Consider the following 24472-nt stretch of genomic DNA (forward strand, 5'->3'; position numbering starts at 1 on the left):
TTACGTCTTAACTAGAATAAGGTAAAAACATGCCCGTAATTAAATCGAAAATTGAAACTGCATCCGCAGATTTCAAAGAAAATAAGATTCAAATGGAATCGCTGGTTGGAGAACTTAACGAGCGAATTACAACCGCTGCTCAAGGTGGCGGTGAACGCGCTCGTAAAAAACATTTAGACCGCGACAAAATGCTCCCAAGGGACCGGATTAAAGCCCTACTCGACCCAGGTAGCGCATTCCTTGAGCTATCCCAACTGGCTGCTTACGGCATATATGATGATGTTGCACCAGCAGCCGGTATCATTACCGGTATTGGTCGTGTACATGGTGGTGAAGTGATGATTATCGCCAACGATGCAACCGTTAAAGGTGGCACGTATTACCCATTAACCGTGACCAAACACCTTAGAGCGCAAGAAATTGCTTCTGAAAATAGACTACCTTGTATCTATTTGGTTGATTCAGGCGGCGCTTTCTTGCCGCTACAACACGAAGTATTTCCGGGTAAAGAGCATTTTGGTCGTTTCTTTTACAATCAAACACGCATGTCTGCTGCGGGTATTCCACAAATTGCTGTAGTTATGGGCTCTTGTACTGCCGGTGGTGCTTATATTCCTTCACTGTGTGATGAGTCCATTATCGTTAGAGAGCAAGGCACTATCTTCCTAGGTGGCCCACCGTTAGTTAAAGCGGCTACTGGTGAAGAAGTATCATCAGAAGAACTCGGTGGTGCGGAGCTGCATTGTAAGTTATCGGGCGTCACCGATCATATCGCTGAAGATGATTCACATGCCTTATCTATTGCACGAAACATTATCGAGCACCTAAACGACACCAAAGAAGTTCACGTAAAAGTTCGCGAGTCACGTGAGCCACTGTATCCAACCGATGATATTCTTGGGGTAATTCCTAAGGACCCTAAGCAGCCTTATGACGTACGTGAAATTATTGCACGTTTAGTCGATGCATCAGAATTCCAAGAATTCAAACCCCTTTATGGGCCTACATTAATCTGTGGCTTTGCCCATATTCACGGCTACCCCGTGGGTATTATCGCTAATAACGGCATTCTATTTTCGCCGTCTGCCTTAAAAGGCACACACTTTATCGAATTGTGTAACCAGCGTGGTATTCCTCTGCTGTTCTTGCAAAATATTACCGGCTTTATGGTCGGTAAAAAGTACGAAGAAGAAGGCATTGCTAAAAATGGTGCCAAAATGGTGACCGCCGTTTCTTGTTCTAGCGTGCCTAAATTTACCGTGCTTATTGGCGGTTCATATGGTGCAGGTAACTATGGCATGTGTGGTCGTGCATTTGGCTCACGCATGTTATGGAGCTGGCCTAACTCACGAATTTCAACGATGGGTGGTGAGCAAGCCGCATCCGTACTCGCAACCGTTAAACGCGACTCAATTGAAGGCGCTGGTGGTAGTTGGTCTGCAGAGGAAGAAGAAGCCTTTAGGGCACCCATTCTTGCTCAGTATGAAGAACAAGGAAATCCATACTTTGCCACCGCCCGCCTTTGGGACGATGGTCTAATCGATCCACGTGACACACGACGCCTACTTGGCTTATCTCTTGCTGTAGCGGCCAAAACGCCGATAGAAGATGCCAATTTCGGCGTGTTTAGAATGTAATTGAGGGCAGATCAAATGTTTAAAAAAGTACTAATTGCAAACCGTGGTGAAATCGCCTGTCGCGTTATTTCCACCTTAAAAAAAATGGGCATCACCAGTGTTGCCGTTTATTCAGATGCTGACCGTGATTCACGCCACGTAAAGCTAGCCGATGAGGCTTACCACATTGGTGGCTCACGTCCCGATGAATCTTATCTTAAAGCTGATGTATTATTGGCTTTAGCTAAAAAAGTCGGTGTTGATGCTATTCACCCAGCGTATGGTTTCTTATCTGAAAACAGTTCATTCGCACGCGCTTGCCCTGAAGCCGGCATCACCTTTATTGGCCCATCAGCTGAGTCCATTGAAAAAATGGGCGCTAAAGATGCCGCGAAGGCGTTAATGGAAGAAGCCAACGTGCCTGTTGTCCCGGGTTATCACGGTAAAAACCAAGACCCAGACTACTTACAACAGCAAGCTAAAAAAGTTGGCTTCCCGCTATTAATTAAAGCGGTATCAGGCGGTGGTGGTAAAGGCATGCGTGTGGTTAATTCAGCCGATGAATTTGCTGAATTATTAGATTCTGTAAAACGTGAAGCACTGAACGCCTTTGCCGACGAACGTGTCTTGCTAGAACGTTACATCAGTAAGCCTCGTCATATTGAATTCCAAGTATTTGGTGACTCACACGAAAACTATGTTCATTTGCACGAGCGTGAATGTTCATTACAACGTCGCCACCAAAAAATCATCGAAGAAACACCATCACCATTTTTAGACGAAGAAACTCGCCAAGCGATGGGTATTGCTGCGGTTAATGCCGCTCGCGCCATTAGCTATTTAGGTGCGGGTACGATCGAATTTATCGTCGGCGAAGATCGCTCATTCTACTTCATGGAAATGAACACACGTCTTCAAGTAGAACACCCTGTTACCGAAATGGTTACTGGGCAAGATCTCGTTGAATGGCAAGTACGCGTTGCAGCGGGTCAAGAATTACCCTTAAAGCAAGAACAAATTACCAGCACGGGGCATTCGTTCGAAACACGTTTGTATGCCGAAAACCCTAATAATTTATTCTTACCGTCAACCGGTAAATTGCACCACCTACGCTTCCCTACTACCAGTGAAAACCTGCGTGTTGAAACCGGTGTAGAGCAAGGCGATACCATCAGTGTATTTTATGACCCAATGATCGCTAAATTAGTCGTTTGGGGCGAAGACCGTGAAGTAGCTCGTGAACGGTTGTTAAATGCTCTTGGTGAAAGTGGCATTATTGGGGTAGAAAACAATATTGCTTTCTTAGAAACCTTAGCCACACACCCTGATTTTATTGGTAACAAAATTGATACTCAATATATCGATAAGAAGTTAGACACCCTACTGGCCGATAGCCAAGTTGAATTACCTGATAATGTCTTACTGGCCGCGACTGTTAGTATTTTACTCGATGGCAAGCAAACTGTTGAAGACATGGCAAAAGTATCCGCCGATGGTAATTCACCATGGTTTGATACCACTGGCTGGCGTCCAAATGGTCAAAGTCAACGTAGCTTATTTTTTAGCTATGAAGAAGCTGATGAAGTTGAAATCAAGGTCACAGAAAATGATAACCACTTTATCTTCCACCTAGAAAATGACTTAGATGTTATTGCCGAAAAAGTAGCTGACAACGTTATCCGCCTACAAATTGATGGCAGTTGGGAGCGTTTTATTACCCTTAGACAAGATGACCTCGTGCTTGTTTCATGGCGCAACCGTTGGTATCCATTAACTGAAGTTAACCCATTCGAACCTGATTTAACTGGCGCTGGTGGTGCTTCAAACATTATCGCCCCCATGCCTGGTAAGTTATTAAAAGTACTGGTTTCTAATGGCGATTCAGTTACCGAAGGACAACCACTGGCTATTATTGAAGCAATGAAAATGGAGCACACCTTAAGTGCGCCATTTGACGGTGAAGTAGACCAAGTATTCTACGTAACTGAAGACTTTGTAGAAGCCGATGCTACCTTAATTACCTTTAAGGAAAAGGAGTAAAGGCATATGTCGTACCCTGATCAAGTGAGGATTGTTGAAGTTTCGCCTAGAGATGGTCTGCAGAACATTAAGACTGAAGTCTCAAGCAAGGTTAAATTAGAGCTCATTAATAAGCTTTGCAACGCCGGTGTTAAAGACCTTGAGGTCACCAGTTTTGTTAGTCCAAAATGGGTGCCGCAAATGGCGGATGCCGCCGATATAATGGCGGGCCTTCAAGCACGAGATCAAACACAATATATTGTGCTAACACCTAACCTTCAGGGCTTAGAACGTGCGATTGAGTCTGGCGCAAAAGAAGTCGCTATTTTTGCCGCCGCGTCTGAAACCTTCAGCAAAAAAAATACCAATTGCAGCATCGAAGAGTCTTTACAACGGTTCGCGCCTTTAATGGTTAAAGCAAAAGAGTTAGGGATTCGCGTTCGCGGTTACACATCCTGCGTGTTAGGTTGCCCTTATGAAGGTGACGTTGCAGTCTCTGAAGTGGTTCGGGTTACCGAGGCACTTATTAACATGGGCTGCTACGAGGTATCACTCGGTGATACGATCGGCATTGGCACACCGGTTAAAGCACGCAAAATGATCGAGGCTGTATTGGAAAAAGTGCCCGCTGAGAAATTAGCTTTACACTTTCATGACACACGAGGCCAAGCCCTTGCGAACATCCTAGCGTGCCTCGAATACGGCATTTCAAATATCGACGCCTCCGTGGCTGGGCTTGGCGGCTGTCCCTATGCAAAAGGTGCATCAGGCAATGTATCAACTGAAGATGTCGTTTATATGCTGCATGGCATGGGCATTGAAACGGGTGTTAACTTAGAAAAATTAGTCGCCGCAGGCCACTACATTACTGAGCAAATTGGTTGCAGTAATAATAGTAAAGTTGGCGCAGTCTATCAATAACCCTTTAATTTATAAAAATAATATAGGAGGAAGACCATGAGTGGTTTTAACAAAGTTGTATCTAGCTACCAAGAAGCAATGGCTGGACTAACAGATGACATGACTATCATTGCGGGTGGCTTTGGGCTTTGCGGTATCCCTGAAGGGCTTACCCAAGAGATTAAAGATATGGGCGTAAAAGGGCTTACCATCGTCTCAAATAACTGTGGTATCGACGATTTTGGTTTGGGTATTTTATTAAAAGACAAACAGATCAAAAAAATGGTCTCCTCTTATGTTGGCGAAAATGCCGAGTTTGAGCGCCAATACCTATCAGGTGAACTTGAAGTTGACCTCACTCCACAAGGTACATTAGCAGAAAAAATGCGCGCTGGCGGCGCAGGCATCCCTGCTTTTTACACAGCTACCGGCGTTGGAACCCCTGTCGCAGAAGGCAAAGAAGTTAAGCAGTTCAATGGCCGTGATTATATTTTAGAAGAGAGCATTACTGGTGACTTTGCCATCGTTAAAGCTTGGAAAGCCGACAAAATAGGCAACCTTGTTTACCGAGACACCGCCATGAACTTCAACCCAATGGCCGCAACAGCCGGCAAAATAACCGTGGTTGAAGTTGAAGAAATTGTTGAAGTGGGCGAACTTGATCCGAATCAAATTCACACCCCTGGCATTTACGTTAACCGCATTATCAAGGGCTCTTTCGAAAAGCGTATCGAAAAAGTTACCCTTGCAAAAAATTAAGGAGTCTCAGATGTCATTAAATCGTGATCAAATTGCCATACGAGTGGCTCAAGAACTTCAAGATGGATATTACGTCAACCTTGGAATTGGCATACCCACCCTAGTCGCCAACTATGTACCAGACGATATCGAAGTAATGTTACAGTCTGAAAATGGCCTGCTGGGTATAGGCCCCTACCCGACCGAAGATCAAGTCGATGCCGACATGATTAATGCTGGCAAAGAGACCGTTACAGCGGCTCTCGGCGCGTCTATTTTTTCATCTGCGGAAAGCTTCGCCATGATCCGTGGTGGCCACGTTGACTTAACCGTACTGGGTGCGTTTGAAGTTGATCAAAACGGCAACATTGCTTCATACATGATCCCTGGAAAATTGGTTAAAGGCATGGGCGGCGCAATGGATTTAGTGGCTGGTGCTGAAAACATCATCGTCACGATGACCCATGCGGATAAACGCGATAACTCCAAATTACTCGAAACTTGCAGCCTGCCATTAACAGGTGTTGGCTGCGTAAAGCGTGTAGTGACCAATTTAGCCGTGCTGGAAATTAAAGACGGAGCTTTTCACTTACTTGAACGCGCGCCAGGCGTCTCTGTTGAAGAAATTCAGCAAAAAACTGCCGGTAAATTAGTCGTTCCAGCTAACGTACCAGAAATGACTATCTAACAGATTGTAACTTCTAGAACTAGGCTCTATCAGGTAAACACCGAGAGCCTAGTTCTATTGTTAATTAATCTAACTTCATACAGTTATGCCAACAAATAATAGTAAAAAACCCTCTGGTGAAAGTGTTCGTCGTCAAGTGATGGGTGATGATTTTGTGGACAAAGCACTCGATAGTGCCGATTGGCTAACTCAGCCCGTACAAGAGTATATTAACGAACACGGCTGGGGCGCAACTTGGAATAGGCCCGGTTTAGAGCTTAAAACACGCAGCCTTATTACCATTGCTATGTTGGCCGCAATTAAAGCGCCTGCAGAACTCAAAGGTCACGTTCGAGGCGCTTTACGTAATGGCTGCACTAAAGAAGAAATACGTGAAACACTGCTACATTCAGCCGTATATTGTGGGGCGCCTGCCGCACAAGAAGCCTTTCGAGCCGCTCGAGAAATATTGGATGCTTGGGAAGAATGAACGCACTTTGCCAATCCACTTAAAGGGAATCAAGAGCCTTTATTTCTTTTGCTTTTCTACTAACAATATCAAGCTGGCTGACCCTTGATTTTCCTTGATTCCATGTAGATTCAGCACCCTTTCATTAGGGACTTACAATTATGTTTTATTGGCCTTTTTTTCTTTTTTTGCCATACGTTTTTCCTTCATCGTTTTTTCAGGTTTCTTTTTCGCTGCCTTTTTTGAGTCTTGACCTTTAGCCATAAATTTCTCCTTTAATTTTGTTGATAATATATTAGACGTTTATTAAGCAGCTTGTATTTAGACACAAATCAAAGAGGAATTCTTTTAAAACTACTCGATCTCTATCCATACAAATTACCGCTTTTATTTGAAACTTAGTTTATAGCTAAAGTGACTGAGTGAACACTAATTATTGCGTATCCATTGGGCAACCAACAGCTATGCGCTGACGGCGTCGTTACAAACAATGGGTACCTTCCCCTTTAGCTCGATCCTTTTAAACGTTCTTTACCGTCCATGTCCACGCGTTATACCGTCCAAGCTGGACATAAAAAAATCATCACAAAACTAAAGCCCCCAACGGCGCAATAATTTATCCACGGATTTCTTAGGGGTTTTGCTCAGTTTTTGAACCTGCTCAAACGACAAATCAAATACTCCGTAACGCTCGCCCACATCTTCTAACATGGCCATCCATACTTTGGCAGTCATTTGCGCATCGTATAACGCACGGTGATAACCCCCCTCACTATGAATGCGAGCATGTTTCACTAATTCGCCTAATTTATGACTATGGGCATCTTGAAAAATACGTCTAGACAGCAATAACGAGCAAGAAGGCAAACCGGAATAATTCCGTTTTATACGTTTAAGCTCTCCGTCTAAAAAGCGTTTATCAAACGCCGTATTATGGGCCACCCAATTATCACCGGCTAAAAAATCCGCAAAGCGCCCCATGACGTTTTCACAAGAATCTGCATTTTTTAACATGCTATTACTGATGCCGGTATAGTTTTCGATGAAGCCCGATACTTTAAAACCAGGGTTCATTAACTCTTGAAACTCTTCAATTACCTCGCCGTTTTGTAAACGCACCGCGCCAATTTCAATGGCGCGATCCCCCATCTCAGGGGATAAACCTGTGGTCTCGAAATCCAAAATTACCAATGTATCTGCGCGCATAGTTTTCCCTACTTTAAACTCACCGCTATTTTCACACCCCCTAACCCTTAATGGCAGCTTTATGTTATGTTCGCTGCTATTAATCACCTTAAAAACTGAGCACATTAATGGCACGCTACTCTAAAAAAGACACCGCTTCAGAACACAGTAAAACCGAAGCCATGACCATTGCAAAAGGTATCCAAAAGCCAGCGCAAACAAAAGAACAAACCAAGTTAGTGGCACAAGGCATTCAAAAAGGCATTGAACTGTATAAAAAGCAGCAAAAACCCAAAGCCCGTGAGTTAGATAAATTACTCAAAAAAGCCAAACAACCTCAAATTGAAACAAGCATCATTGAAGAAGAAAAAGAACCCCATACAAGCCCTAAACTGCCTTGGGTTTTATTACTGGTTTCATGGCTAGGGTTTGCGCTTTATGAGCTTACTTTCGGCAATAAATTGGGGCTATAAACTGGACTATAAATTAGGGCAATCACTGCATTAGCCCTATCAAGCCAGTTTATATATAATACGATCAATTATTCTTACTGTTTAATATTCAAGGTGGTTATATGTTAAGAGTTATTCGCTGGGCACTGGGTGCGTTAATTTTGTTCTTTAACTGGGTATTTACCCCAAAAGGCGTAAAGCGTGAAACGGAAATTCAAGTACAGGTTGATGCGCAAACCACAAACCTTGCCCTTTACCAATATAAAGCTTGCCCATTTTGCGTAAAAGTACGTCGCACCATGAAACGCAATACCTTAGACATTGAAACTCGTGATGCTAAACGCTGCGATAATGCCCGTGACGAGCTTGTAGAGGGAGGCGGCAAATTAAAGGTGCCTTGCTTACGCATTGAAGAAGAAGGCAAGGTTTCTTGGATGTACGAGTCTTCTGACATTATTAACTATTTAGAAGATCGCTTTGCAGTGAAAACGGCTTAAGTTAGACGCTGGACAAAAAATCAATAAACCGCTTACATCACTTCAAGCGATTTATTATTATTTACGTTTTACTTAAAAGGAATAAAAACTCGGGCCTGTTTTTTTAACCTGACCGCTAACAAGACACCCCAGCCAACTACACGGCATACCACTTTTCTACGGATATAAAATAGGTTGTAAAATTTCGACCAAAAAGTTCTGTTTTTTGAACTTTAGTGGCTTTTCTTTTTAGGAATTTGTATTCAGGGCGAGTTTCTAACAGGTGAAGTACTATTTCTTTATGCCCCATTTCTTTGGCCCATAACATCATCTCTTGGAATATTGATATACCAAACCCCCAAAAGTCTTTGGCTATACCAATCGCTATTTCAAAACCATTGTCGTCCGGCTGTATCCCACACCAACCAGCCAAGACACCACCAATGAACACAGCTCGGACACGGCAACCAGATATGGATTCTATTTGTTTTTTCCCATCAACCCATTCACGAATGCTGGTTGAATCAAAAATGGATTAATCGATGATTAAACAAGCAGGCAAGGCAGCTGGAATAACAAAAACTATTAGTTCCCACACGCTTCGTCATTCGTTCGCCATTCATTTGTTACAAAATGGCGTGGACATTCGCACGGTACAATCTCAATTAGGCCATGCAGATGTGAAAACAACGGAGATTTACACCCATGTATTAAAACAAGATGCTGATGGTGTAAAAAGCCCGTTGAGTCAAATTCTACAAACGAAGTGAATGTTAAAACAGCAATAAAAATCAAGACTGTTGAATAATGCACTATAGATCTGACTGAGTTACTTTCACCGTACAACCAGTTTGAAAATGACTGGAGCAAGTGTTTCTTATCCCTATCAACCTAATGGCTTTGCGTTAAGCCTATGCTATCGGCGTATTCTTTATAGCTTGAGCTAGGCTATATGTACGATCTTTTGCCCAGAAAATGATGCGTCGCCGGCCTGCCCCTTTTTACTTAATTTAACTTGGCTTAATCCCCGTTAAGTCCCGCTTAATTATTATGTACTGAATTATTTCTTTGCCTAGCGCCGCCTCTTTTGATATTATTTCTAACATTCGTTAGGTGCTTGTTTGCATTGCCATTCAGCACTACTTACTTAAGGACATCTCATGGATTTTAGTTTTTCAGAAGAACACCTCTTACTTCGTGAAACCGTTAGGCGGTTCTCAGAAACGGAACTGGCACCACTGGTAAGAGAGGCCGACGATAACGAAGTTTTCCCTAAGGAACTGTTCCCAAAATGGGGCGAAATGGGGCTAATAGCAGCACGTTACCCAATAGCCGATGGCGGCGGCGGTTTCGATAAAATTGCAGATTGCATTATTCGCGAAGAAACAAGTCGCGTATGCCAAGCTTTCGCATCGTCCTTATCCGCACATAGTCACTTAGGTATCTGGCCTATTTGGCGAATTGGAAGCGATGCTCAAAAAGAACAGTACTTTAAACCTGCATTAGCTGGCGAGAAGGTTTCCTGTTTCGGGCTGAGCGAACCCGATGGTGGCTCAAATATTCGCGCATTAAAAACGCACGCAAAAAAAGTAGATGGCGGCTACATAATTAATGGCAGCAAGCTCTATATTACTAACGCACCCATGGCCGACTTCATGTTATTGGCTGCACGTACATCACCTGAACTCAGCGCTAAAAGCATCAGTTTATTTATAGTTGACCTCCCTTCTAAAAACATCGAGATACAAAAGTTAGCCAAAGAAAGTATTCGCGCTTCGGAGACCGGTTTAATCTTCATTGAAGATTTATTTTTACCGGATGATGCGTTATTAGGTGGTCAAGAAGGTACTTATCCCATTATTCTCGAATCACTTACAGAAAATCGTGTGGGTGTTTCTGCCAATTGCTTGGGCATGGCAACAGCAGCGTTTGAAGAAGCCGAACGCTATGCTCATCAGCGCATTATTTCTGGCCAACCGATTGGAAAATTTCAGTCTATTGGGCATAAGTTAGCCAATATGTCGGCTGAGATTGAAGCTGCAAAATGGATGGTCTATCACGGTGCTTGGCTAACCGATAACGGTACACTAGATAATGCAATGGCTGCCAAAATCAAACTTATCGCCAGTGAGATGGCCGTTAAAGTCAGCGAAGATGCTATTCGTATTTTAGGTGGTGCGGGTATTATGCGAGACTATCCCGTAGGCCGTATCCATCGAGACACCCTCCTCTATATTATCGGTGAGGGCACCAGTGAAATTCAGCGCAACATTATTGCGCGCTCTTTAGGTTTTTAATCTTAATGTCTACTCTTAAATCGCTTTTTGAAGCAACTGCTGTCGCCATCGTTGGCGCGTCCAATAACCCACATAAAATTGGTGGTCGCCCAGTCGCTTATATGAAACGACTTAACTACCAAGGTAAATTAATACCGATCAACCCAAAAGCCGATAGCATTCAAGGTCTGCCTGCTAAACGCTCGTTATTGGAATTGGATGAAGTTGTTGACCTCGCTATTGTTGCCGTCCCCGACGCATTTGTAGAGCAAGTCATTAAGGATGGCCTTGCCGTTGGCATTAAAAACTTTGTTGTCTTTGCCTCAGGGTATGCCGAAACTGACCAGCAAGGCATTGAAAAACAACGCGCGCTACAGGCCTTGTTTGATACAACAACAGCCCGTCTGCTTGGGCCAAATTGTTTGGGGTTCATTAATACTGAAACTCAACTCGTCGCCTCCTTTACAACTGCAATGGAACAACACCCGCTTAAGGTAGGCGGTTTAAGTTTTGCCGGACACAGTGGCGCACTTGGCGCTTATTGGTTAGACAAAACTATTCGCGCAGACATTGGCGTTAGCAAATGGATTTCTAGCGGAAACGAGGCCAACTTGCCGTTAGACGAAATTGTTGAATATTTGGCGACTGACCCGCAGACATCCATTATTTCGCTCTATATTGAAGAAATTCGGCATCCCGATAAGTTTGAAAAAGCTCTCTTATTAGCAAAAAACAATAACAAACCGGTGATTGCTTTAAAGGGTGGAAAAACGGCCGCAGGCGCACGTGCAACAGCCGCCCACACCGCATCTTACCCTCTAAAAGGTGTTGATTATCAAGCCATCTTCGAACGTAGCGGAGTCACCGAAGTCAGTTCTCTCAGCGATATGATCCAATGCAGTCAATTTCTTTTAAATGGCCACAAATTGCTGGGTAATAAAGTGGGTATTGTTTCTATATCCGGTGGTGCAGGCGTTATGTTATGCGACCAATTAGAAGCCGCGGGATTATCAATCGCGCCGTTTAGTGAACCATTATGCTCTTCTGTAAAACCACTATTATCATCCTTTAGCGCCGTACAAAACCCGGTCGATTTGACCGCCGCGCTTGTTGCACAGCCCGACATGCTACGTGATGTAACCAAGCAACTCGTTGACTCGGGTGAATTTGACGCCGTCGTTATTTTTATGGGCTTAATGGAAAGCGTTGCTAAACAACTAACGGACGGTTTACTTCAACTTAAAAATAACCCGTCTTGCCCGGTCTTGCTTATTTGGATGGGTGGTCAAGCAACGCTGCTGTCGAGTCTTGTAGAGCACGGCATCTTGGTTTTTGAAGAAATCCCCGACTTAGTCAGCCTGTTATCTAACGTTAAAGCTTAGACCTTTTTTGGAAAACCGGGTACTCAACGGTGCCTTCTGTAAGATGAATAGTTACCGACTCCGGCTTGCCGTTCTCTCCAAAGTTCATTATTGGCTCGGTGACGGGGATACTGTTGCGTGTTGTTGCCAATGATAAAACATCAGTGACGCTATCAAACCTCGACAAGCGTTTAAGCTGAACATGCGTAACCGGCATCAGTTTCACATCGCCTTGCTCGTAGAGAGCTAAAATAGCTTTAGGCAAGGTCCAGCAAGATGAATCCGTTTCTTTATTATCATGCATGATGCGATGCTCTGATGAGGCAGTGGATATAAAGAAACGAGTATCGAATCGTTTCGGTGCTCCCTCAGGGGTTATCCAATGATCATAAAAAACAACCTCATCCAAGTTTATTTTTGCATCGTTGTCCCTTAATAAGGTTTCAAAACTGACATCCCCTCGGTGCAATTTATGCCGTGATGCATCGCTAATTTGTTCTCCAGCTTTCATCGATGCCGCCAAAATGCCCGCCTCTTCTAATGTTTCTCTTACCGCAGCAACTTTATAAACGTGCATACTCTTATCGCTGTTTTCGGCATGGAAACAAACGTCTTTATCAGCCAAAAATTTATCTAGCTCATCCACCGCCCCGCCTGGAAAAACATAGGCACCGGCTGCAAAACCAGATGTTTCAACACGCCGTAACATGCAAACCTCAAGCCCTTTACCAGAATCTCTTACCAATATTAATGCCGCCGCTTGTTTAATCATTTCATATCCTATTTTTAGAGGTAAAAACCTCGCATTGTCTACCTGTTAAAGCCATAATATAACAACTGTTTGTTAGATTGTAGGGTTTTAGATATGCATTATGAAAACGAAAATGAACAATTGATATTAGATGCCATTGATAAATTTCTAATTAAAATAAAACCGTCTGTACATCAACTAGAAGCGGATGATGAATACCCTGAAGAAATCGTCCAAGAGATGAAAGAGATGGGCTTGTTCGGTGCTGTCATTGACCCACAATATGGTGGCCTTGGCTTACCCGTTTCGACTTATGCCAAAATTGTAGAACGCATCGCCTGCGTCTGGATGTCATTAACAGGGGTGTTTAACTCGCATCTAATAATGGCTATGTCTGTACAACGTTTTGGAACAGAACAACAAAAAGCAAAGTGGTTACCATTATTTGCATCAGGTGAAATGCGTGGCGCACTCGCACTCACCGAACCGAATTGCGGCACAGACCTACAAGCGATTAAAACGGTTGCTAAACGTGATGGTGACGACTATTTAATTAATGGCTCTAAGGCTTGGATCACCAATAGTTTACACGGTAGCTGTTTTGCTATGCTCGTCAAAACTGATGTTTCAGCAAAACCAGCCCATAAAGGCATGAGTCTTTTCATTGCCCCGAAAGGCGAAGGTTTTGTAATGGGTAGCAAACACAAAAAACTCGGCTACAAAGGCATTGATACGGCTGAGTTTTTTTTAGACGACTACCGCTTACCCGCTGAGAATTTAATTGGCCTTGAAGAAGGTCATGGTTTGCAACACGCGCTAGGCGCTTTGGCATTGGGTAGAATCAATGTAGCCTCTCGCGGCATTGGTGTTGCCTCGGCGGCGTTAAAAGACTCTATCGAATATTCTCAACAACGTAAGACCTTTGGCAAACCAATTTGCCAACACCAATCGATACAAATTTATTTAGCCGATATGGCGACCCGCGTTGAAGCAGCTCGGTTGCTCGTTCAGTCAGCGGCAAAGGCGTTTGATCGTGGCGACCGCTGTGATATGGAAGCCGGCATGGCAAAATTATTTGCCACCGAAGCAGCCATGACAAATTCAGCAGAAGCACTACGGATACATGGTGCATACGGTTATTCAACCGATTTTAATGTAGAACGCTATTACCGCGATGCCCCATTATTAGCGATTGGCGAAGGCACAAATGAGCTTCAACGCATCATTATTGCGAAACAACTGATCGAGCAAAATCCCCTTTAATTTCGGCTACAACTCTCTACAATAACCATTTTTCACCGACATAATTTCCCCATCTATGAATAAGCAATTTGAAGGAACCAATCAGTACATCGCCACCGAAGAACTCAGCATGGCAGTCAACGCCGCCATAACGCTTGAGCGCCCACTGTTGATAAAGGGTGAGCCTGGTACTGGCAAAACTCAACTCGCTCTTGAAGTTGCTAAGTCGTTGGGCGCGCCTCTTATTGAATGGCATATTAAATCTACCACCAAGGCTCACCAAGGCTTGTATGAATACGATGCAGTTTCACGCCTACGTGACTCGCAATTAGGCGACGACCGCGTTCACGACATTGCTAATTACATAGTTAAAGGAAAAGTTTGGGATGCGTTTGCTTCAGAAAAACGTGCCGTTTTACTCATTGATGAAATCGACAAAGCCGATATCGAGTTTCCCAATGACCTTTTACAAGAATTGGATCGCATGGAATTTTTTGTTTACGAAACCAAGGAACTAGTTAAGGCAAAGAATAGACCTCTGATTATCATCACCAGTAATAATGAAAAAGAGCTGCCTGACGCCTTCCTCAGACGCTGCTTCTTCCACTATATTCGCTTCCCTGAATTGGAAACCATGCAGCAAATTGTGAACCTTCATTTTCCATCGTTAAAAAAAGACTTGCTGGCCGAAGCACTGAGTATCTTTTTCGACGTTCGAGAAATCAGCGGCCTAAAAAAGAAGCCGTCAACATCCGAACTTCTCGACTGGATTAAATTATTATTATCCGAAGAACTCAGCGCAGACACCCTACGCGAACAAAACAGCAATAATATTTTACCGAAATTACATGGCGCCCTATTAAAAAACGAGCAAGACGTACACCTGTTTGAACGCATTGCGTTTATTAACAGACGCAAACAGAGCCAGTAGCCGAAAGCCATGTTCATTGGTTTCTTTTTAGACCTGCGAAAAGCAGGCCTACCCGTCTCCATTACTGAGCTACTTTCTTTATTAAGCGCGCTTGAAAAAAGATTAGCCAGTTTTGATATTCAATCGTTTTATTACTTGTCTCGTACCGCGTTAGTTAAAGACGAACGGTACTACGACCGTTTCGACCAAGTATTTGCCGAAACATTTAATGGGCTTGAAAATAACCATCAGCTAGAAGACGTTTTTAGTGAGATTCCCGAAGAATGGTTACGCAAACAAGCGGAAAAACTACTCAGCGAGGAAGAGAAACAAAAAATCCAATCACTCGGTGGTTGGGAAAAGTTGATGGAAACGCTCAAAAAACGTTTAGAAGAGCAAAAAGAAGAACATCACGGTGGCAACAAATGGATCGGCACTGGCGGCACCTCGCCCTTCGGTGCCTACGGCTACAACCCTGAAGGCATTAGAATCGGTCAACATGAATCACGCCATAGACGAGCCACTAAAGTATGGGATAAACGAGAATTTAAAAACCTAGACGATAGTGTTGAACTCAATACGCGTAATATAAAAGTCGCGCTACGTAAATTACGAAAATTTGCCCGACAGGGTTCGGAAGAAGAATTAGACCTAGACGATACCATCCGTTCAACGGCATCAAATGCTGGCTACCTAGACATTAAAATGGTCCCAGAACGGCATAATTCAATTAAGGTGTTGTTGCTATTGGATATTGGTGGCTCTATGGATGACCATATTCGTATTTGTGAGGAGCTGTTCTCCGCATCCAAAACAGAATTTAAACACTTGGAGTATTACTACTTCCACAATTTTACCTACGAATACCTTTGGAAAGACAATAAGCGCCGCTTCGATGAAGCAACGCCCACTATGGACATCATTAATCGATACCCCAGTGACTATAAGTTGATTTTTGTCGGCGATGCTAGCATGAGCCCATACGAAATAACCTACCCCGGCGGTAGCGTAGAACACTGGAACGAAGAAACGGGGGCGGTCTGGATGCAGCGATTATTAACCGCCTTTCCTAGTAGTGTATGGTTAAACCCTGACCACCAACGTAACTGGGACCGTAAGCCATCAAACAAAATCACTCGCCAATTAATCAATGAACGCATGTTTTCATTGACCATCAGTGGGCTTGAGTCGGCCATCCAATCTTTATTACGCAAACCCAGCGTATTGGTTAATTGAAAACGTGAATAAAGCTTTTTAAAACTGTACTTCATTACAAATTTATATAAAAAATTGGAGAAAACTTTGAGCAAATTTAACAATAAAACAGTCATTATTACTGGTGGTGCTAGAGGGATTGGTCTTGCGGCCGGGACTTTGTTTTCACAACAAGGCGCTAACGTGCTGCTCGTTGATTTACAAGAAAGTGAGTTAGAGAAAGCCGTGAAAAGCATTGATGCTGGTTCAAAGGTTTCTTATTACGTCGCTGATGTTACTCAGCCTGATCAGGTTCAAGCTTACGTTAATACAGCTATTGAACGTTATGGTTCAATAGATTTTTTTATAAACAATGCGGGCGTCGAAGGCATCGTTTCCCCCATTATAGATTCCCCCGTTGAAGCCTTCGACCAAGTTATTGCCGTTAATGTTAAAGGTGTTTGGTTGGGGCTAAAGTACGTCATTCCAGCGATGCTTCAAAACGGTGGCGGTAATATTGTTATTACATCTTCATTAGCCGGGGTTAAGGGTACTGCCAATATTTCTCCCTACGTAACCAGCAAACACGCCGTGGTGGGTATGATGCGTAGTGTCTCGCAAGAATATGCTGCTCAAGGCATCCGTATAAATACCGTTAACCCGGCACCTATTGAAACCAGAATGATGCGATCTCTTGAAACTGGATTTGCACCGGGACATGAGGCTGAAGCCAAAGAACAACTTAATAAAATGATGCCGATGCAGCGCTATGGAGAACCAGAAGAAGTGGCCTCATTAATGGCATTTCTATGCAGTGATGAGGCCTCTTATTGTACCGGCGGGGTTTACTCTGTTGATGGTGGCGCGTCGGCTCTTTAAGGAGCCGCCTTATTTATTTGTCCGCTTTATAAACCGGTAACTTCATATCAAATAGGTTATCTACGTGGCAGTAGCTGTGGCCGCCCAAACGGCCAATAACATCTAAGCCGGCCATGTCCACATAACGGCCATCATAAAGCTCATCATTAATATGGCAATAAACCACTTCAGCAATCACTAGGCCACATTCTTTGCGTGTGCCTTCATTAACGGGTACGACCTGAATTAATCGGCATTCAAGGCTAACTGGGGATTCGGCAACGCAAGGTGGGGTTATCAGTTCTGACGGCGACATCGTTAAACCAGAGACTTCAAATTCATTGACCTCAGTTGGATACTCCGCAGCTGTCTTATTCATCGCTTCTGCAATGTCTCTATTAACCAGATTAACCACAAACTCCCCCGTTTCTTCAATATTAACAAGGCTGTCTTTTGATTTAGCACCGGCGAAACGCGCAATCGATACACTGATCGTGGGCGGATCGTAACAAACACCATTAAAGAATGAAAACGGCGCTAAGTTCAAAGCACTTTCTTTTGATTGGGACGATATGAAAGCAATCGGTCTAGGAATAACGACAGCTTTTAAAATATTAAAAAACCTATCGTGCGTCTTAGGATCAATTTTCATAATTACAACTCTCTGCTTAGTGTTAAATTCAAATTTATTCTAACACCCAATTTTAGCGAGCCTATAAAAAAGGGCTCAGATGAGCCCCTTCTTTTTATAGCAAGCTAACTGGCTGCTTTACACCCATTAAGGCAAACGTATGCGATGGCTCACAAGTAGCCAGTTGCTATACATTAGCGCCTTGCTTATTGCGCTGATGGGAAGTTAGGCGCTCTTTTCTCGCGCACTGCAGCTACGCCTTCTTTAGCATCATCACTTAAGAAATTAAGCATTTCCTCACGTAACGACGCTTCAAAAATAGGTGACGCCATTTTCATCCAGCCATTTAGTGTATTCTTGGTGCCATTGATAGCAGACTGACTACCTTTCGCTAATTGATTAGCCACTCTAAAGGCTTCATCCATTAACTCATCATGTGGCACACATAAACTCACCATCCCCATACTTTCGGCTTGTTCGCCATTAATAAATTCCGCTGTCATTAAATAGTATTTCGCTTTCGCCATGCCACATAATAGAGGCCAAATAATAGCCGCGTGGTCACCCGCTGCAACACCTAACTTTACGTGACCATCTGTAAACTTTCCTTTTTCTTTAGAGATAATACTAATATCTGCCAACATAGCGACCACTAGACCAGCACCAACGGCAACACCGTTAATTGCTGAAATAATAGGTTTTTCAAAACTCAAAATATTATAGACAAGGTCTGCGGCCTCTTGGCGCACGCCTTCGATTGCTTTTGGGTTTCCTACCATTCCTGACACCCAATCTAAGTCGCCACCTGCTGAGAATGCACGATCACCAGCACCGGTTACCACAACGTTTTTAACTGAATCGTCGTCCTGAATGACGGCCCAAATTTTGGTTAACTCCCAATGTAAACGCGCGTTAGTCGCATTCATTACTTCGGGCCTATTGAGTGTCATCAAGAGAACTCCGTTTTCTTTACGGTCAAACAATAAATGTTGAAAATCTTCATATTTCATAGCGTTATATCCCTTAGTTAATGTTATTTATTATATTTTAATACCACTTTTATAAGCCTAGTTCTTTTTTCATCACATCTCGCATCACAAATTTTTGAATTTTCCCCGTAATCGTCATCGGAAATTCATCAACAAATTTAATGTATCTGGGCACTTTGTAATGAGCCATTTCTTCTTTGCAATAAGCCCTAAGCTCACTTTCATCTAACTGACAGCCAGCAGCAACTTTCACCCATGCACAAATTTCTTCACCAAATTTCTCATCCGGCACACCGATAACTTGGATATCGGCAATTTTTTCATGTCGATATAACAGGTCTTCTATTTCTTTCGGGTAAATGTTTTCGCCTCCGCGTATCACCATATCTTTAGATCGCCCTACAACGGTGACATAACCATTTTCATCCATTGTCGCAAGGTCACCTGTATGCATCCAACCGCCCGCATCAATCGATTCTGCTGTCTTCTCAGTATCATCCCAATAACCAATCATCACGCTGTATCCACGAGCGCAATATTCACCAATTTCACCTCTGGCTACGATGCGATTGTTTTCATCGACTATTTTTCCTTCGACATGTGGGTGTGACACACCGACTGTCGATACTCGTATGTCAAACGAATCATCCATCAAGGACTGATTTGAAACAGGACTTAACTCGGTCATGCCATACGCAACCGTAATTTTATCCATATGCATTTCTTTAATGACTTGCTTCATTACTTCCACAGGGCACGGTGATCCCGCCATAACGCCTGTGCGTAGTGAACTCACATCGTATGACTTGAAATTATCTAGACCCAACATTGCAATGAACATCGTTGGCACACCGTATAAAACGGTACACGCCTCACTCTGAATAGTTTCCATCACACTGCTAGGCTCAAAATACTCACCTGGAAGCACAGCCGTACAGCCTCTGACCACCGACATTAAGGTACCAATTACCATCCCAAAGCAGTGATACATCGGCACCGAAATACAGACAGTGTCGGACACCGTAACGCCCATCGTCACACCGGTTAAATTCGCGTTATTTACAATGCCGTGATGACTGAGTGTTGCACCTTTAGGGGAGCCCGTTGTACCACTGGTGAACTGTATGTTAATGGCATCATCAAACTGTAGGGTATGCGAAAGTCGCTCAAGCTCTGCCGCACTATTGTCTGAAGCCAATTCCATTACATCACTGTAGTTGTGCATCCCTGCTGTTTTTTCTTCGCCTAAACGAATAAGCGTTTTAAGAGCAGGCAGTCTTTTCGATTCCAGTTGACCGGGCTGACAGTTGGCTATTTCAGGGGCCAACTTGTGTAAGATCTCGATATAGTTGCTGCTTTTAAATTCAGGCGATGTTATCAAGGCAACACAACCTGATTTCGTTAACGCATACTCAAGTTCGGCGCTTCGATAAGCTGGGTTAATATTGACCATTATCAGCCCAGCTTTCGCAGTTGCAAACTGTATGACCGCCCATTCAGCATTATTTTGGGACCAAATACCAATTCGATCACCCGGCTTAAGACCTAGTTCTACAAGACCATTGGCAAGGGCATCTACTTTTTCTTTATATTCCTGGTAGCTCCAGCGTATCCCTTGATGACAGCTAACAATTGCCAACTTATCAGACCAACGCGCAACTGCTTCGTCAAATACGACGCCTATCGTTTTACCCATTAAGGGAACATCACTTACGCCAAAGTCATAACTCAACTCATTTGCTGCCATTCAAGATCCCCCTTTTATCCTTAGCTTATAGTTTTAATCGTTAAACTGGATCCCATGAAAAGACATCCGCGGAGCGGTCTAACGGATAGAAGCTGCTTTTCAACGCTGGAATCGCGTGTTCTGAAATAGTTTGTGGTGTCCACCCTTCTGAACGGTGCGTTGAACGCAACGGTCTAGATTGCCCCATCAAGAAGACTTCATTATTTCGTACAGCAAAAATTTGACCGGATACATCAGCCGCCGAATCACTGGCTAAATAAACAGCCATCGGCGCAATCTTATCGGGTGTCATTTCTTTTAATTTATCGACTCTCGCTTTTTCTTCTGGTGTGTTTACTGGGATAGCACCAATCATTCGGCTCCATGCAAAAGGTGATATACAGTTAGAACGCACGTTGTAACGCTGCATATCTAGCGCAATACTTTTAGACAGTGATGCTATACCTGCTTTTGCAGCTGAATAGTTTGCTTGACCAAAGTTACCAATTAAACCAGACGTTGAGGTCATAAAAACAAAGCTACCACTTTCTTGTTTCTTAAAATGTTTAGCTGCAAAGTGGGCCGTATTAAAGCTTCCGTTTAAATGCACGTTGATCACAGAACTCCACTCTTCAGGTGACATTTTATGGAAAATTCTATCGCGTAAAATACCGGCATTATTGACGACCGTATCAATTCGACCAAAATTATCAATGGCCGCTTCAATCATCGCTTCTGCGCCCTCAAGGTTAGCGACATTATCACCATTGATAACCGCCTCACCACCTGCCGCACGAATGGTTGCCACCACTTCTTCAGCTGGACTTTCACCCGTCTCTTCACCACCAACACCCGCGCCAAGGTCATTAACAACCACTTTCGCCCCTTCTTTAGCCATCATAATGGCCATTGCACGACCGATACCACGACCTGCTCCCGTAACGAGCACTACTTTATCTTTCATCATCATTCTATTTTCTCCAACTCTTTAATTAAATTTTCACAATCAATAACTTACCGACCTTTAAATTCACCTTGGCGTTTTTCAAAAATGGCGTCCATCGCTTCCCGATGATCATCTGTCCGATGCGAGACTGCTTGCATCACTGCGGCCATTTGTAAGTGTGTATTTAAGTCAGTTCGCTGTCCTTCACGGATTAACTGTTTTGTCATCCGTACTGAAACAGGTGGGTTGACAGCAATACGTTGAGCTAATGCAATCGCTTCATCCATCAATTGCTCATCCGGAACTACTTTTGAAACAAGCCCAAATTTTAAGGCTTCCTCTGAGCTAATCGGCTCGCCGGTAAAGGCCATTTCAGAAGCTTTTGCCAAACCAATCGCACGCGGCAATAACCACGAACCGCCATCACCTGGGATGATGCCCAACTTAACGAAACTTTCAGCAAAGCGTGCGCTTTGTCCAGCAATGCGAATATCACACATACATGTAAGGTCACACCCCGCGCCAATCGCAGGGCCATTAACCGCGGCAATAATCGGCACATCCAATGCTTGGAACGCTAATGGGATGCGTTGAATGCCTTCGCGATACCAGGTTGCCAACTCATGTGGTGTTTTATCCGATTCAGTCATTTCTTCACGAATCTTTTTAACATTACCGCCCGAAGAAAACGCGGGGCCGTTGCCTGTTAAAATAACGACTCTAATTTGACTATCCTTTTGCGCCTGTTCGGCTAAGGACACTAAATCATTGATCATATTGCCATCAGATATGGCATTTCGCGTATCAACGCGATTCATCCGCCAAATAGCAATGCCATCTTTTACTTCACTTATTACGTCTGTTGTCACTGATTTATCCTCTTCTATTAACTCGTCTGTGTTGTCAACCAACTCCACAAGTTATCAGTTTCTAATTGAAAACAATGCTTACCTAATTTTGCCGACCATTGTGCTTCGTTACCGTACTCATCACGCCATGACCATAATCGGCGTGTGTTTAGCTGTAGTGGGTACTCTTGAGTAAAGCCGATAGCTGCATGAACAGCGTGGGCCGTTTTAGCCGCATAACCTGCAGACTCTCCTGTAGTAATTTTCGCACAGGCAATTAATTCCCATTCTTGCTCGCTAGCTAAATGATCTATAGCAGCATCTACCGCGCAAATGGACGCGCTCGTCATTTCAGCCAACACAGCCATTTGTTGTTGCACCGCCTGAAACTTACCAATGGCGCGGCCGAATTGTGAGCGATCATTGGCGTACTCAACCGTCATTTCTAACACTCGTTGTAGCGAACCTGCCATTTGAGCCGCACGGCCCAGTGCTAACCACGATTTAACTTGTTCAATATCGATGCCACTAAGGCTCTGAGAATCGTTAAGTTGAGTTGTATTGATGGTCACGTCATCGCGAGCCTCACCGGCCATATTTTGACCTTCAACGATAGTGACGCTCTGACAAGAAAGCATACTGACCCGTGTCTCATTATTGCTACTAAGTATAACCAGCAAAGACGAGGCGTGTCGCGCCCAAGGTACGCCCCTAATGGTGTACTCAGAATCAGCTTTTAAAGGCTCCGATATAATCGCCGGAACCAAGAGTTCATCGTTAACAGTAAAACCCGACTCAGCCGCAAGGTAAACCGCCATCAACGACTCTAGCACCGGCAACGGTACCGAATAATAGCCAGCAAGCCTCATTAACACACAACCACCCGCAAGACCGAGGCCAGAGCCTCCATCGCTTTCGGATAATAAGGTTGTTAACCAACCGTCAGCTAAAAAGTCTGACCAAAGCGTTTCTGGAAACTGCCCCGCTTCCATTAACTCATGAGCGTTACTGTCTGAGAAATCTTCAAATAAACGAGTCGCTGACTGTTCAATTAATTGTGCTAATTCACTCATCGTAGACCAAGGCCCCTCGCAATAATGCCTCGAAGAATTTCACGTGTACCACCGCGTAACGAGAAGGAAGGTGCTTTTAATATTGAATCGGATAACAAACGCGCGACCCCTCCGTTAGCTGATGAACGCGGCTCAGTCGCCAAAATCAAGCGCATCGCTTCTGGCAGTTCTTGCTCAAATGACGTACCAAGGTCTTTAACAACAGAAGCCTCGTTAATGGGTAATTTTCCTTCCTGCAATTGATTCGCAACAGAAAGCGACATTTGCCTTAAAACCATCAACCTCGCAACAAATTTACCAATAATGGGTTCTGCTTGTTGCATTAAATTAGTCTCACGAAGTTCCTTTATAGCCGCTTCAAGTAATTGATAACTACTTAAAAAACGCTCTGGCCCACTTCGTTCAAAGGCCAATTCCGCCACCACTTGGCTCCAGCCTTCATTAACCTGACCAACCACTCTATTATCTGGAACGAAAACATCATCAAAGAAGATTTCATTGAAGTGCGCCTCACCGGCCAATGTGATAATAGGGCGAACTGTAATGCCTTTCTGACTCAGGTCGACTATCAGCTGACTCATCCCCGCATGGCGGTTATCAGACGGTGGAGCTGTCCGGCACAAGGTGATCATTTGGTGGCAAACATGAGCCCAACTAGTCCAGATTTTAGAACCATTAATAAGCCAGCCACCATCTACTTTCTCGGCTCGCGTTTTAATGGATGCCAAGTCAGAGCCACTATTAGGTTCACTCATACCAATAGCAAAGAAACACTCACCGCGTACTATTTTCGGTAAAAAATACTGACGCTGCTCTTCGCTGCCAAAACGTAACAACAGCGGGCCACTTTGGCGATCTGCTACCCAATGCGCACCCACCGGTGCTCCGGCCGCTAACAACTCTTCGATCACGACGTATCGTTCAAGGTAACTGCGACTTCCCCCACCGTATTCAGTGGGCCAGGTCATCCCTAGCCAGCCTTTTTCGGCTAATGCCCGACTTAGTTCTGGATCACAAATGGACCAGGAGTCGATGATATTTGAAACATTAAACGCCCCGTAATGGTCTAAAAATGAACGAACCTCAGCTCTTAAGGCCGCTTCTTTCTCGCCCGTTATTACAGGGGTAAAATACAGCTTCTTCAT

24 protein-coding genes and 1 pseudogene are annotated in these 24472 nt (G+C 43.9%); 15 read left to right on the top strand and 10 right to left on the bottom strand.

The genetic code is table 11. From position 1 onward, the window contains the following. Positions 1 to 29 precede the first annotated feature (29 nt). The 6 genes from AB1Y31_05540 (at position 30) to AB1Y31_05565 (ending at position 6430) form a co-directional block, all read left to right on the top strand. Complete coding sequence (locus tag AB1Y31_05540; protein MEW4982628.1) at positions 30 to 1637, top strand: carboxyl transferase domain-containing protein; 1608 nt, start codon at positions 30 to 32, stop codon at positions 1635 to 1637. Between the two features lie 15 nt (positions 1638 to 1652). Next, on the top strand, positions 1653 to 3656 hold the full coding sequence (locus tag AB1Y31_05545) for an acetyl/propionyl/methylcrotonyl-CoA carboxylase subunit alpha (protein ID MEW4982629.1): 2004 nt from the start codon (positions 1653 to 1655) through the stop codon (positions 3654 to 3656). Between the two features lie 6 nt (positions 3657 to 3662). After that, positions 3663 to 4556, top strand: coding sequence for a hydroxymethylglutaryl-CoA lyase (locus AB1Y31_05550; GenBank protein ID MEW4982630.1), 894 nt, complete (start codon positions 3663 to 3665; stop codon positions 4554 to 4556). A 36-nt stretch (positions 4557 to 4592) separates the two neighbouring features. Continuing rightward, positions 4593 to 5294: a CoA transferase subunit A gene (locus tag AB1Y31_05555; protein MEW4982631.1), complete on the top strand. Its 702-nt coding sequence runs from the start codon at positions 4593 to 4595 to the stop codon at positions 5292 to 5294. Positions 5295 to 5304: 10 nt separating this feature from the next. Next, a complete protein-coding gene (locus tag AB1Y31_05560) occupies positions 5305 to 5961 on the top strand; it encodes a CoA transferase subunit B (protein MEW4982632.1) in 657 nt (218 codons plus the stop codon). A gap of 85 nt (positions 5962 to 6046) precedes the next feature. After that, complete coding sequence (locus tag AB1Y31_05565; protein ID MEW4982633.1) at positions 6047 to 6430, top strand: carboxymuconolactone decarboxylase family protein; 384 nt, start codon at positions 6047 to 6049, stop codon at positions 6428 to 6430. A gap of 570 nt (positions 6431 to 7000) precedes the next feature. Here AB1Y31_05565 and AB1Y31_05570 read toward each other — a convergent pair. Further along, positions 7001 to 7615, bottom strand: coding sequence for a 3'-5' exonuclease (locus AB1Y31_05570; GenBank protein ID MEW4982634.1), 615 nt, complete (start codon positions 7613 to 7615; stop codon positions 7001 to 7003). A 107-nt stretch (positions 7616 to 7722) separates the two neighbouring features. On the opposite strand from AB1Y31_05570, the gene AB1Y31_05575 reads away from it, so the two are divergent. Both AB1Y31_05575 and AB1Y31_05580 read left to right on the top strand, forming a co-directional pair. Beyond that, positions 7723 to 8067 (top strand): DUF2956 domain-containing protein, encoded by a 345-nt coding sequence (locus tag AB1Y31_05575; protein ID MEW4982635.1) that lies wholly within the window; start codon positions 7723 to 7725, stop codon positions 8065 to 8067. Positions 8068 to 8168: 101 nt separating this feature from the next. After that, on the top strand, positions 8169 to 8543 hold the full coding sequence (locus AB1Y31_05580) for a glutathione S-transferase N-terminal domain-containing protein (GenBank protein MEW4982636.1): 375 nt from the start codon (positions 8169 to 8171) through the stop codon (positions 8541 to 8543). 136 nt (positions 8544 to 8679) lie between these two features. On the opposite strand, the gene AB1Y31_05585 is transcribed toward AB1Y31_05580, so the two are convergent. Next, positions 8680 to 8955 (bottom strand): hypothetical protein, encoded by a 276-nt coding sequence (locus AB1Y31_05585; protein ID MEW4982637.1) that lies wholly within the window; start codon positions 8953 to 8955, stop codon positions 8680 to 8682. 115 nt (positions 8956 to 9070) lie between these two features. Here AB1Y31_05585 and AB1Y31_05590 point away from each other — a divergent pair. The 3 genes and pseudogenes from AB1Y31_05590 to AB1Y31_05600 all read left to right on the top strand — a co-directional run bounded on the left by AB1Y31_05590 (position 9071) and on the right by AB1Y31_05600 (position 12180). Next, a pseudogene (locus tag AB1Y31_05590) lies at positions 9071 to 9292 on the top strand (tyrosine-type recombinase/integrase). Between the two features lie 390 nt (positions 9293 to 9682). After that, on the top strand, positions 9683 to 10819 hold the full coding sequence (locus AB1Y31_05595) for an acyl-CoA dehydrogenase family protein (protein MEW4982638.1): 1137 nt from the start codon (positions 9683 to 9685) through the stop codon (positions 10817 to 10819). A 5-nt stretch (positions 10820 to 10824) separates the two neighbouring features. Beyond that, the gene (locus tag AB1Y31_05600; protein MEW4982639.1) at positions 10825 to 12180 is read left to right on the top strand and encodes a CoA-binding protein; all 1356 of its coding nucleotides are present in this window, start codon (positions 10825 to 10827) and stop codon (positions 12178 to 12180) included. On the opposite strand, the gene AB1Y31_05605 is transcribed toward AB1Y31_05600, so the two are convergent. Continuing rightward, positions 12170 to 12931, bottom strand: coding sequence for an NUDIX domain-containing protein (locus AB1Y31_05605; GenBank protein MEW4982640.1), 762 nt, complete (start codon positions 12929 to 12931; stop codon positions 12170 to 12172). The genes AB1Y31_05600 and AB1Y31_05605 overlap by 11 nt on opposite strands. A gap of 93 nt (positions 12932 to 13024) precedes the next feature. Here AB1Y31_05605 and AB1Y31_05610 point away from each other — a divergent pair, with 93 nt between their 5' ends. The 4 genes from AB1Y31_05610 (at position 13025) to AB1Y31_05625 (ending at position 17135) form a co-directional block, all read left to right on the top strand. After that, on the top strand, positions 13025 to 14173 hold the full coding sequence (locus tag AB1Y31_05610) for an acyl-CoA dehydrogenase family protein (protein MEW4982641.1): 1149 nt from the start codon (positions 13025 to 13027) through the stop codon (positions 14171 to 14173). Between the two features lie 55 nt (positions 14174 to 14228). Further along, entirely contained in the window at positions 14229 to 15083 is an 855-nt protein-coding gene (locus AB1Y31_05615; GenBank protein MEW4982642.1) for a MoxR family ATPase, read from the top strand. A gap of 9 nt (positions 15084 to 15092) precedes the next feature. After that, the gene (locus AB1Y31_05620) at positions 15093 to 16298 is read left to right on the top strand and encodes a VWA domain-containing protein (GenBank protein MEW4982643.1); all 1206 of its coding nucleotides are present in this window, start codon (positions 15093 to 15095) and stop codon (positions 16296 to 16298) included. Positions 16299 to 16364: 66 nt separating this feature from the next. Further along, positions 16365 to 17135, top strand: coding sequence for a glucose 1-dehydrogenase (locus AB1Y31_05625; GenBank protein MEW4982644.1), 771 nt, complete (start codon positions 16365 to 16367; stop codon positions 17133 to 17135). 13 nt (positions 17136 to 17148) lie between these two features. Here AB1Y31_05625 and AB1Y31_05630 read toward each other — a convergent pair whose 3' ends face one another. The 7 genes from AB1Y31_05630 to AB1Y31_05660 all read right to left on the bottom strand — a co-directional run bounded on the left by AB1Y31_05630 (position 17149) and on the right by AB1Y31_05660 (position 24472). Further along, positions 17149 to 17766 (bottom strand): flavin reductase family protein, encoded by a 618-nt coding sequence (locus AB1Y31_05630; GenBank protein ID MEW4982645.1) that lies wholly within the window; start codon positions 17764 to 17766, stop codon positions 17149 to 17151. Between the two features lie 185 nt (positions 17767 to 17951). Further along, positions 17952 to 18755: an enoyl-CoA hydratase/isomerase family protein gene (locus AB1Y31_05635; GenBank protein MEW4982646.1), complete on the bottom strand. Its 804-nt coding sequence runs from the start codon at positions 18753 to 18755 to the stop codon at positions 17952 to 17954. A gap of 49 nt (positions 18756 to 18804) precedes the next feature. Continuing rightward, positions 18805 to 20481 carry an AMP-binding protein gene (locus AB1Y31_05640; protein ID MEW4982647.1) on the bottom strand — a complete coding sequence of 559 codons (1677 nt, stop codon included), beginning with the start codon at positions 20479 to 20481 and terminating at the stop codon, positions 18805 to 18807. Positions 20482 to 20521: 40 nt separating this feature from the next. After that, positions 20522 to 21430: an SDR family NAD(P)-dependent oxidoreductase gene (locus AB1Y31_05645; protein ID MEW4982648.1), complete on the bottom strand. Its 909-nt coding sequence runs from the start codon at positions 21428 to 21430 to the stop codon at positions 20522 to 20524. A gap of 44 nt (positions 21431 to 21474) precedes the next feature. After that, the gene (locus tag AB1Y31_05650; GenBank protein MEW4982649.1) at positions 21475 to 22275 is read right to left on the bottom strand and encodes a crotonase/enoyl-CoA hydratase family protein; all 801 of its coding nucleotides are present in this window, start codon (positions 22273 to 22275) and stop codon (positions 21475 to 21477) included. Between the two features lie 17 nt (positions 22276 to 22292). Beyond that, a complete protein-coding gene (locus tag AB1Y31_05655; GenBank protein ID MEW4982650.1) occupies positions 22293 to 23327 on the bottom strand; it encodes an acyl-CoA dehydrogenase in 1035 nt (344 codons plus the stop codon). After that, positions 23324 to 24472: an acyl-CoA dehydrogenase family protein gene (locus tag AB1Y31_05660; GenBank protein MEW4982651.1), complete on the bottom strand. Its 1149-nt coding sequence runs from the start codon at positions 24470 to 24472 to the stop codon at positions 23324 to 23326. The genes AB1Y31_05655 and AB1Y31_05660 overlap by 4 nt, the downstream gene beginning before the upstream one ends.

The sequence above is a fragment of the Cycloclasticus sp. genome, from assembly GCA_040743155.1.
Lineage (GTDB): Bacteria > Pseudomonadota > Gammaproteobacteria > Methylococcales > Cycloclasticaceae > Cycloclasticus.

Excerpts from the sequence above, each read along its gene's own strand:
- AB1Y31_05540 (MEW4982628.1), top strand. The coding sequence starts at position 30 with ATGCCCGTAATTAAATCGAAAATTGAAACTGCATCCGCAGATTTCAAA.
- AB1Y31_05545 (MEW4982629.1), top strand. The coding sequence starts at position 1,653 with ATGTTTAAAAAAGTACTAATTGCAAACCGTGGTGAAATCGCCTGTCGC.
- AB1Y31_05550 (MEW4982630.1), top strand. The coding sequence starts at position 3,663 with ATGTCGTACCCTGATCAAGTGAGGATTGTTGAAGTTTCGCCTAGAGAT.
- AB1Y31_05555 (MEW4982631.1), top strand. The coding sequence starts at position 4,593 with ATGAGTGGTTTTAACAAAGTTGTATCTAGCTACCAAGAAGCAATGGCT.
- AB1Y31_05560 (MEW4982632.1), top strand. The coding sequence starts at position 5,305 with ATGTCATTAAATCGTGATCAAATTGCCATACGAGTGGCTCAAGAACTT.
- AB1Y31_05565 (MEW4982633.1), top strand. The coding sequence starts at position 6,047 with ATGCCAACAAATAATAGTAAAAAACCCTCTGGTGAAAGTGTTCGTCGT.
- AB1Y31_05570 (MEW4982634.1), bottom strand. The coding sequence starts at position 7,615 with ATGCGCGCAGATACATTGGTAATTTTGGATTTCGAGACCACAGGTTTA.
- AB1Y31_05575 (MEW4982635.1), top strand. The coding sequence starts at position 7,723 with ATGGCACGCTACTCTAAAAAAGACACCGCTTCAGAACACAGTAAAACC.
- AB1Y31_05580 (MEW4982636.1), top strand. The coding sequence starts at position 8,169 with ATGTTAAGAGTTATTCGCTGGGCACTGGGTGCGTTAATTTTGTTCTTT.
- AB1Y31_05595 (MEW4982638.1), top strand. The coding sequence starts at position 9,683 with ATGGATTTTAGTTTTTCAGAAGAACACCTCTTACTTCGTGAAACCGTT.
- AB1Y31_05600 (MEW4982639.1), top strand. The coding sequence starts at position 10,825 with ATGTCTACTCTTAAATCGCTTTTTGAAGCAACTGCTGTCGCCATCGTT.
- AB1Y31_05605 (MEW4982640.1), bottom strand. The coding sequence starts at position 12,931 with ATGATTAAACAAGCGGCGGCATTAATATTGGTAAGAGATTCTGGTAAA.
- AB1Y31_05610 (MEW4982641.1), top strand. The coding sequence starts at position 13,025 with ATGCATTATGAAAACGAAAATGAACAATTGATATTAGATGCCATTGAT.
- AB1Y31_05615 (MEW4982642.1), top strand. The coding sequence starts at position 14,229 with ATGAATAAGCAATTTGAAGGAACCAATCAGTACATCGCCACCGAAGAA.
- AB1Y31_05620 (MEW4982643.1), top strand. The coding sequence starts at position 15,093 with ATGTTCATTGGTTTCTTTTTAGACCTGCGAAAAGCAGGCCTACCCGTC.
- AB1Y31_05630 (MEW4982645.1), bottom strand. The coding sequence starts at position 17,766 with ATGAAAATTGATCCTAAGACGCACGATAGGTTTTTTAATATTTTAAAA.
- AB1Y31_05635 (MEW4982646.1), bottom strand. The coding sequence starts at position 18,755 with ATGAAATATGAAGATTTTCAACATTTATTGTTTGACCGTAAAGAAAAC.
- AB1Y31_05640 (MEW4982647.1), bottom strand. The coding sequence starts at position 20,481 with ATGGCAGCAAATGAGTTGAGTTATGACTTTGGCGTAAGTGATGTTCCC.
- AB1Y31_05645 (MEW4982648.1), bottom strand. The coding sequence starts at position 21,430 with ATGATGATGAAAGATAAAGTAGTGCTCGTTACGGGAGCAGGTCGTGGT.
- AB1Y31_05655 (MEW4982650.1), bottom strand. The coding sequence starts at position 23,327 with ATGAGTGAATTAGCACAATTAATTGAACAGTCAGCGACTCGTTTATTT.
- AB1Y31_05660 (MEW4982651.1), bottom strand. The coding sequence starts at position 24,472 with ATGAAGAAGCTGTATTTTACCCCTGTAATAACGGGCGAGAAAGAAGCG.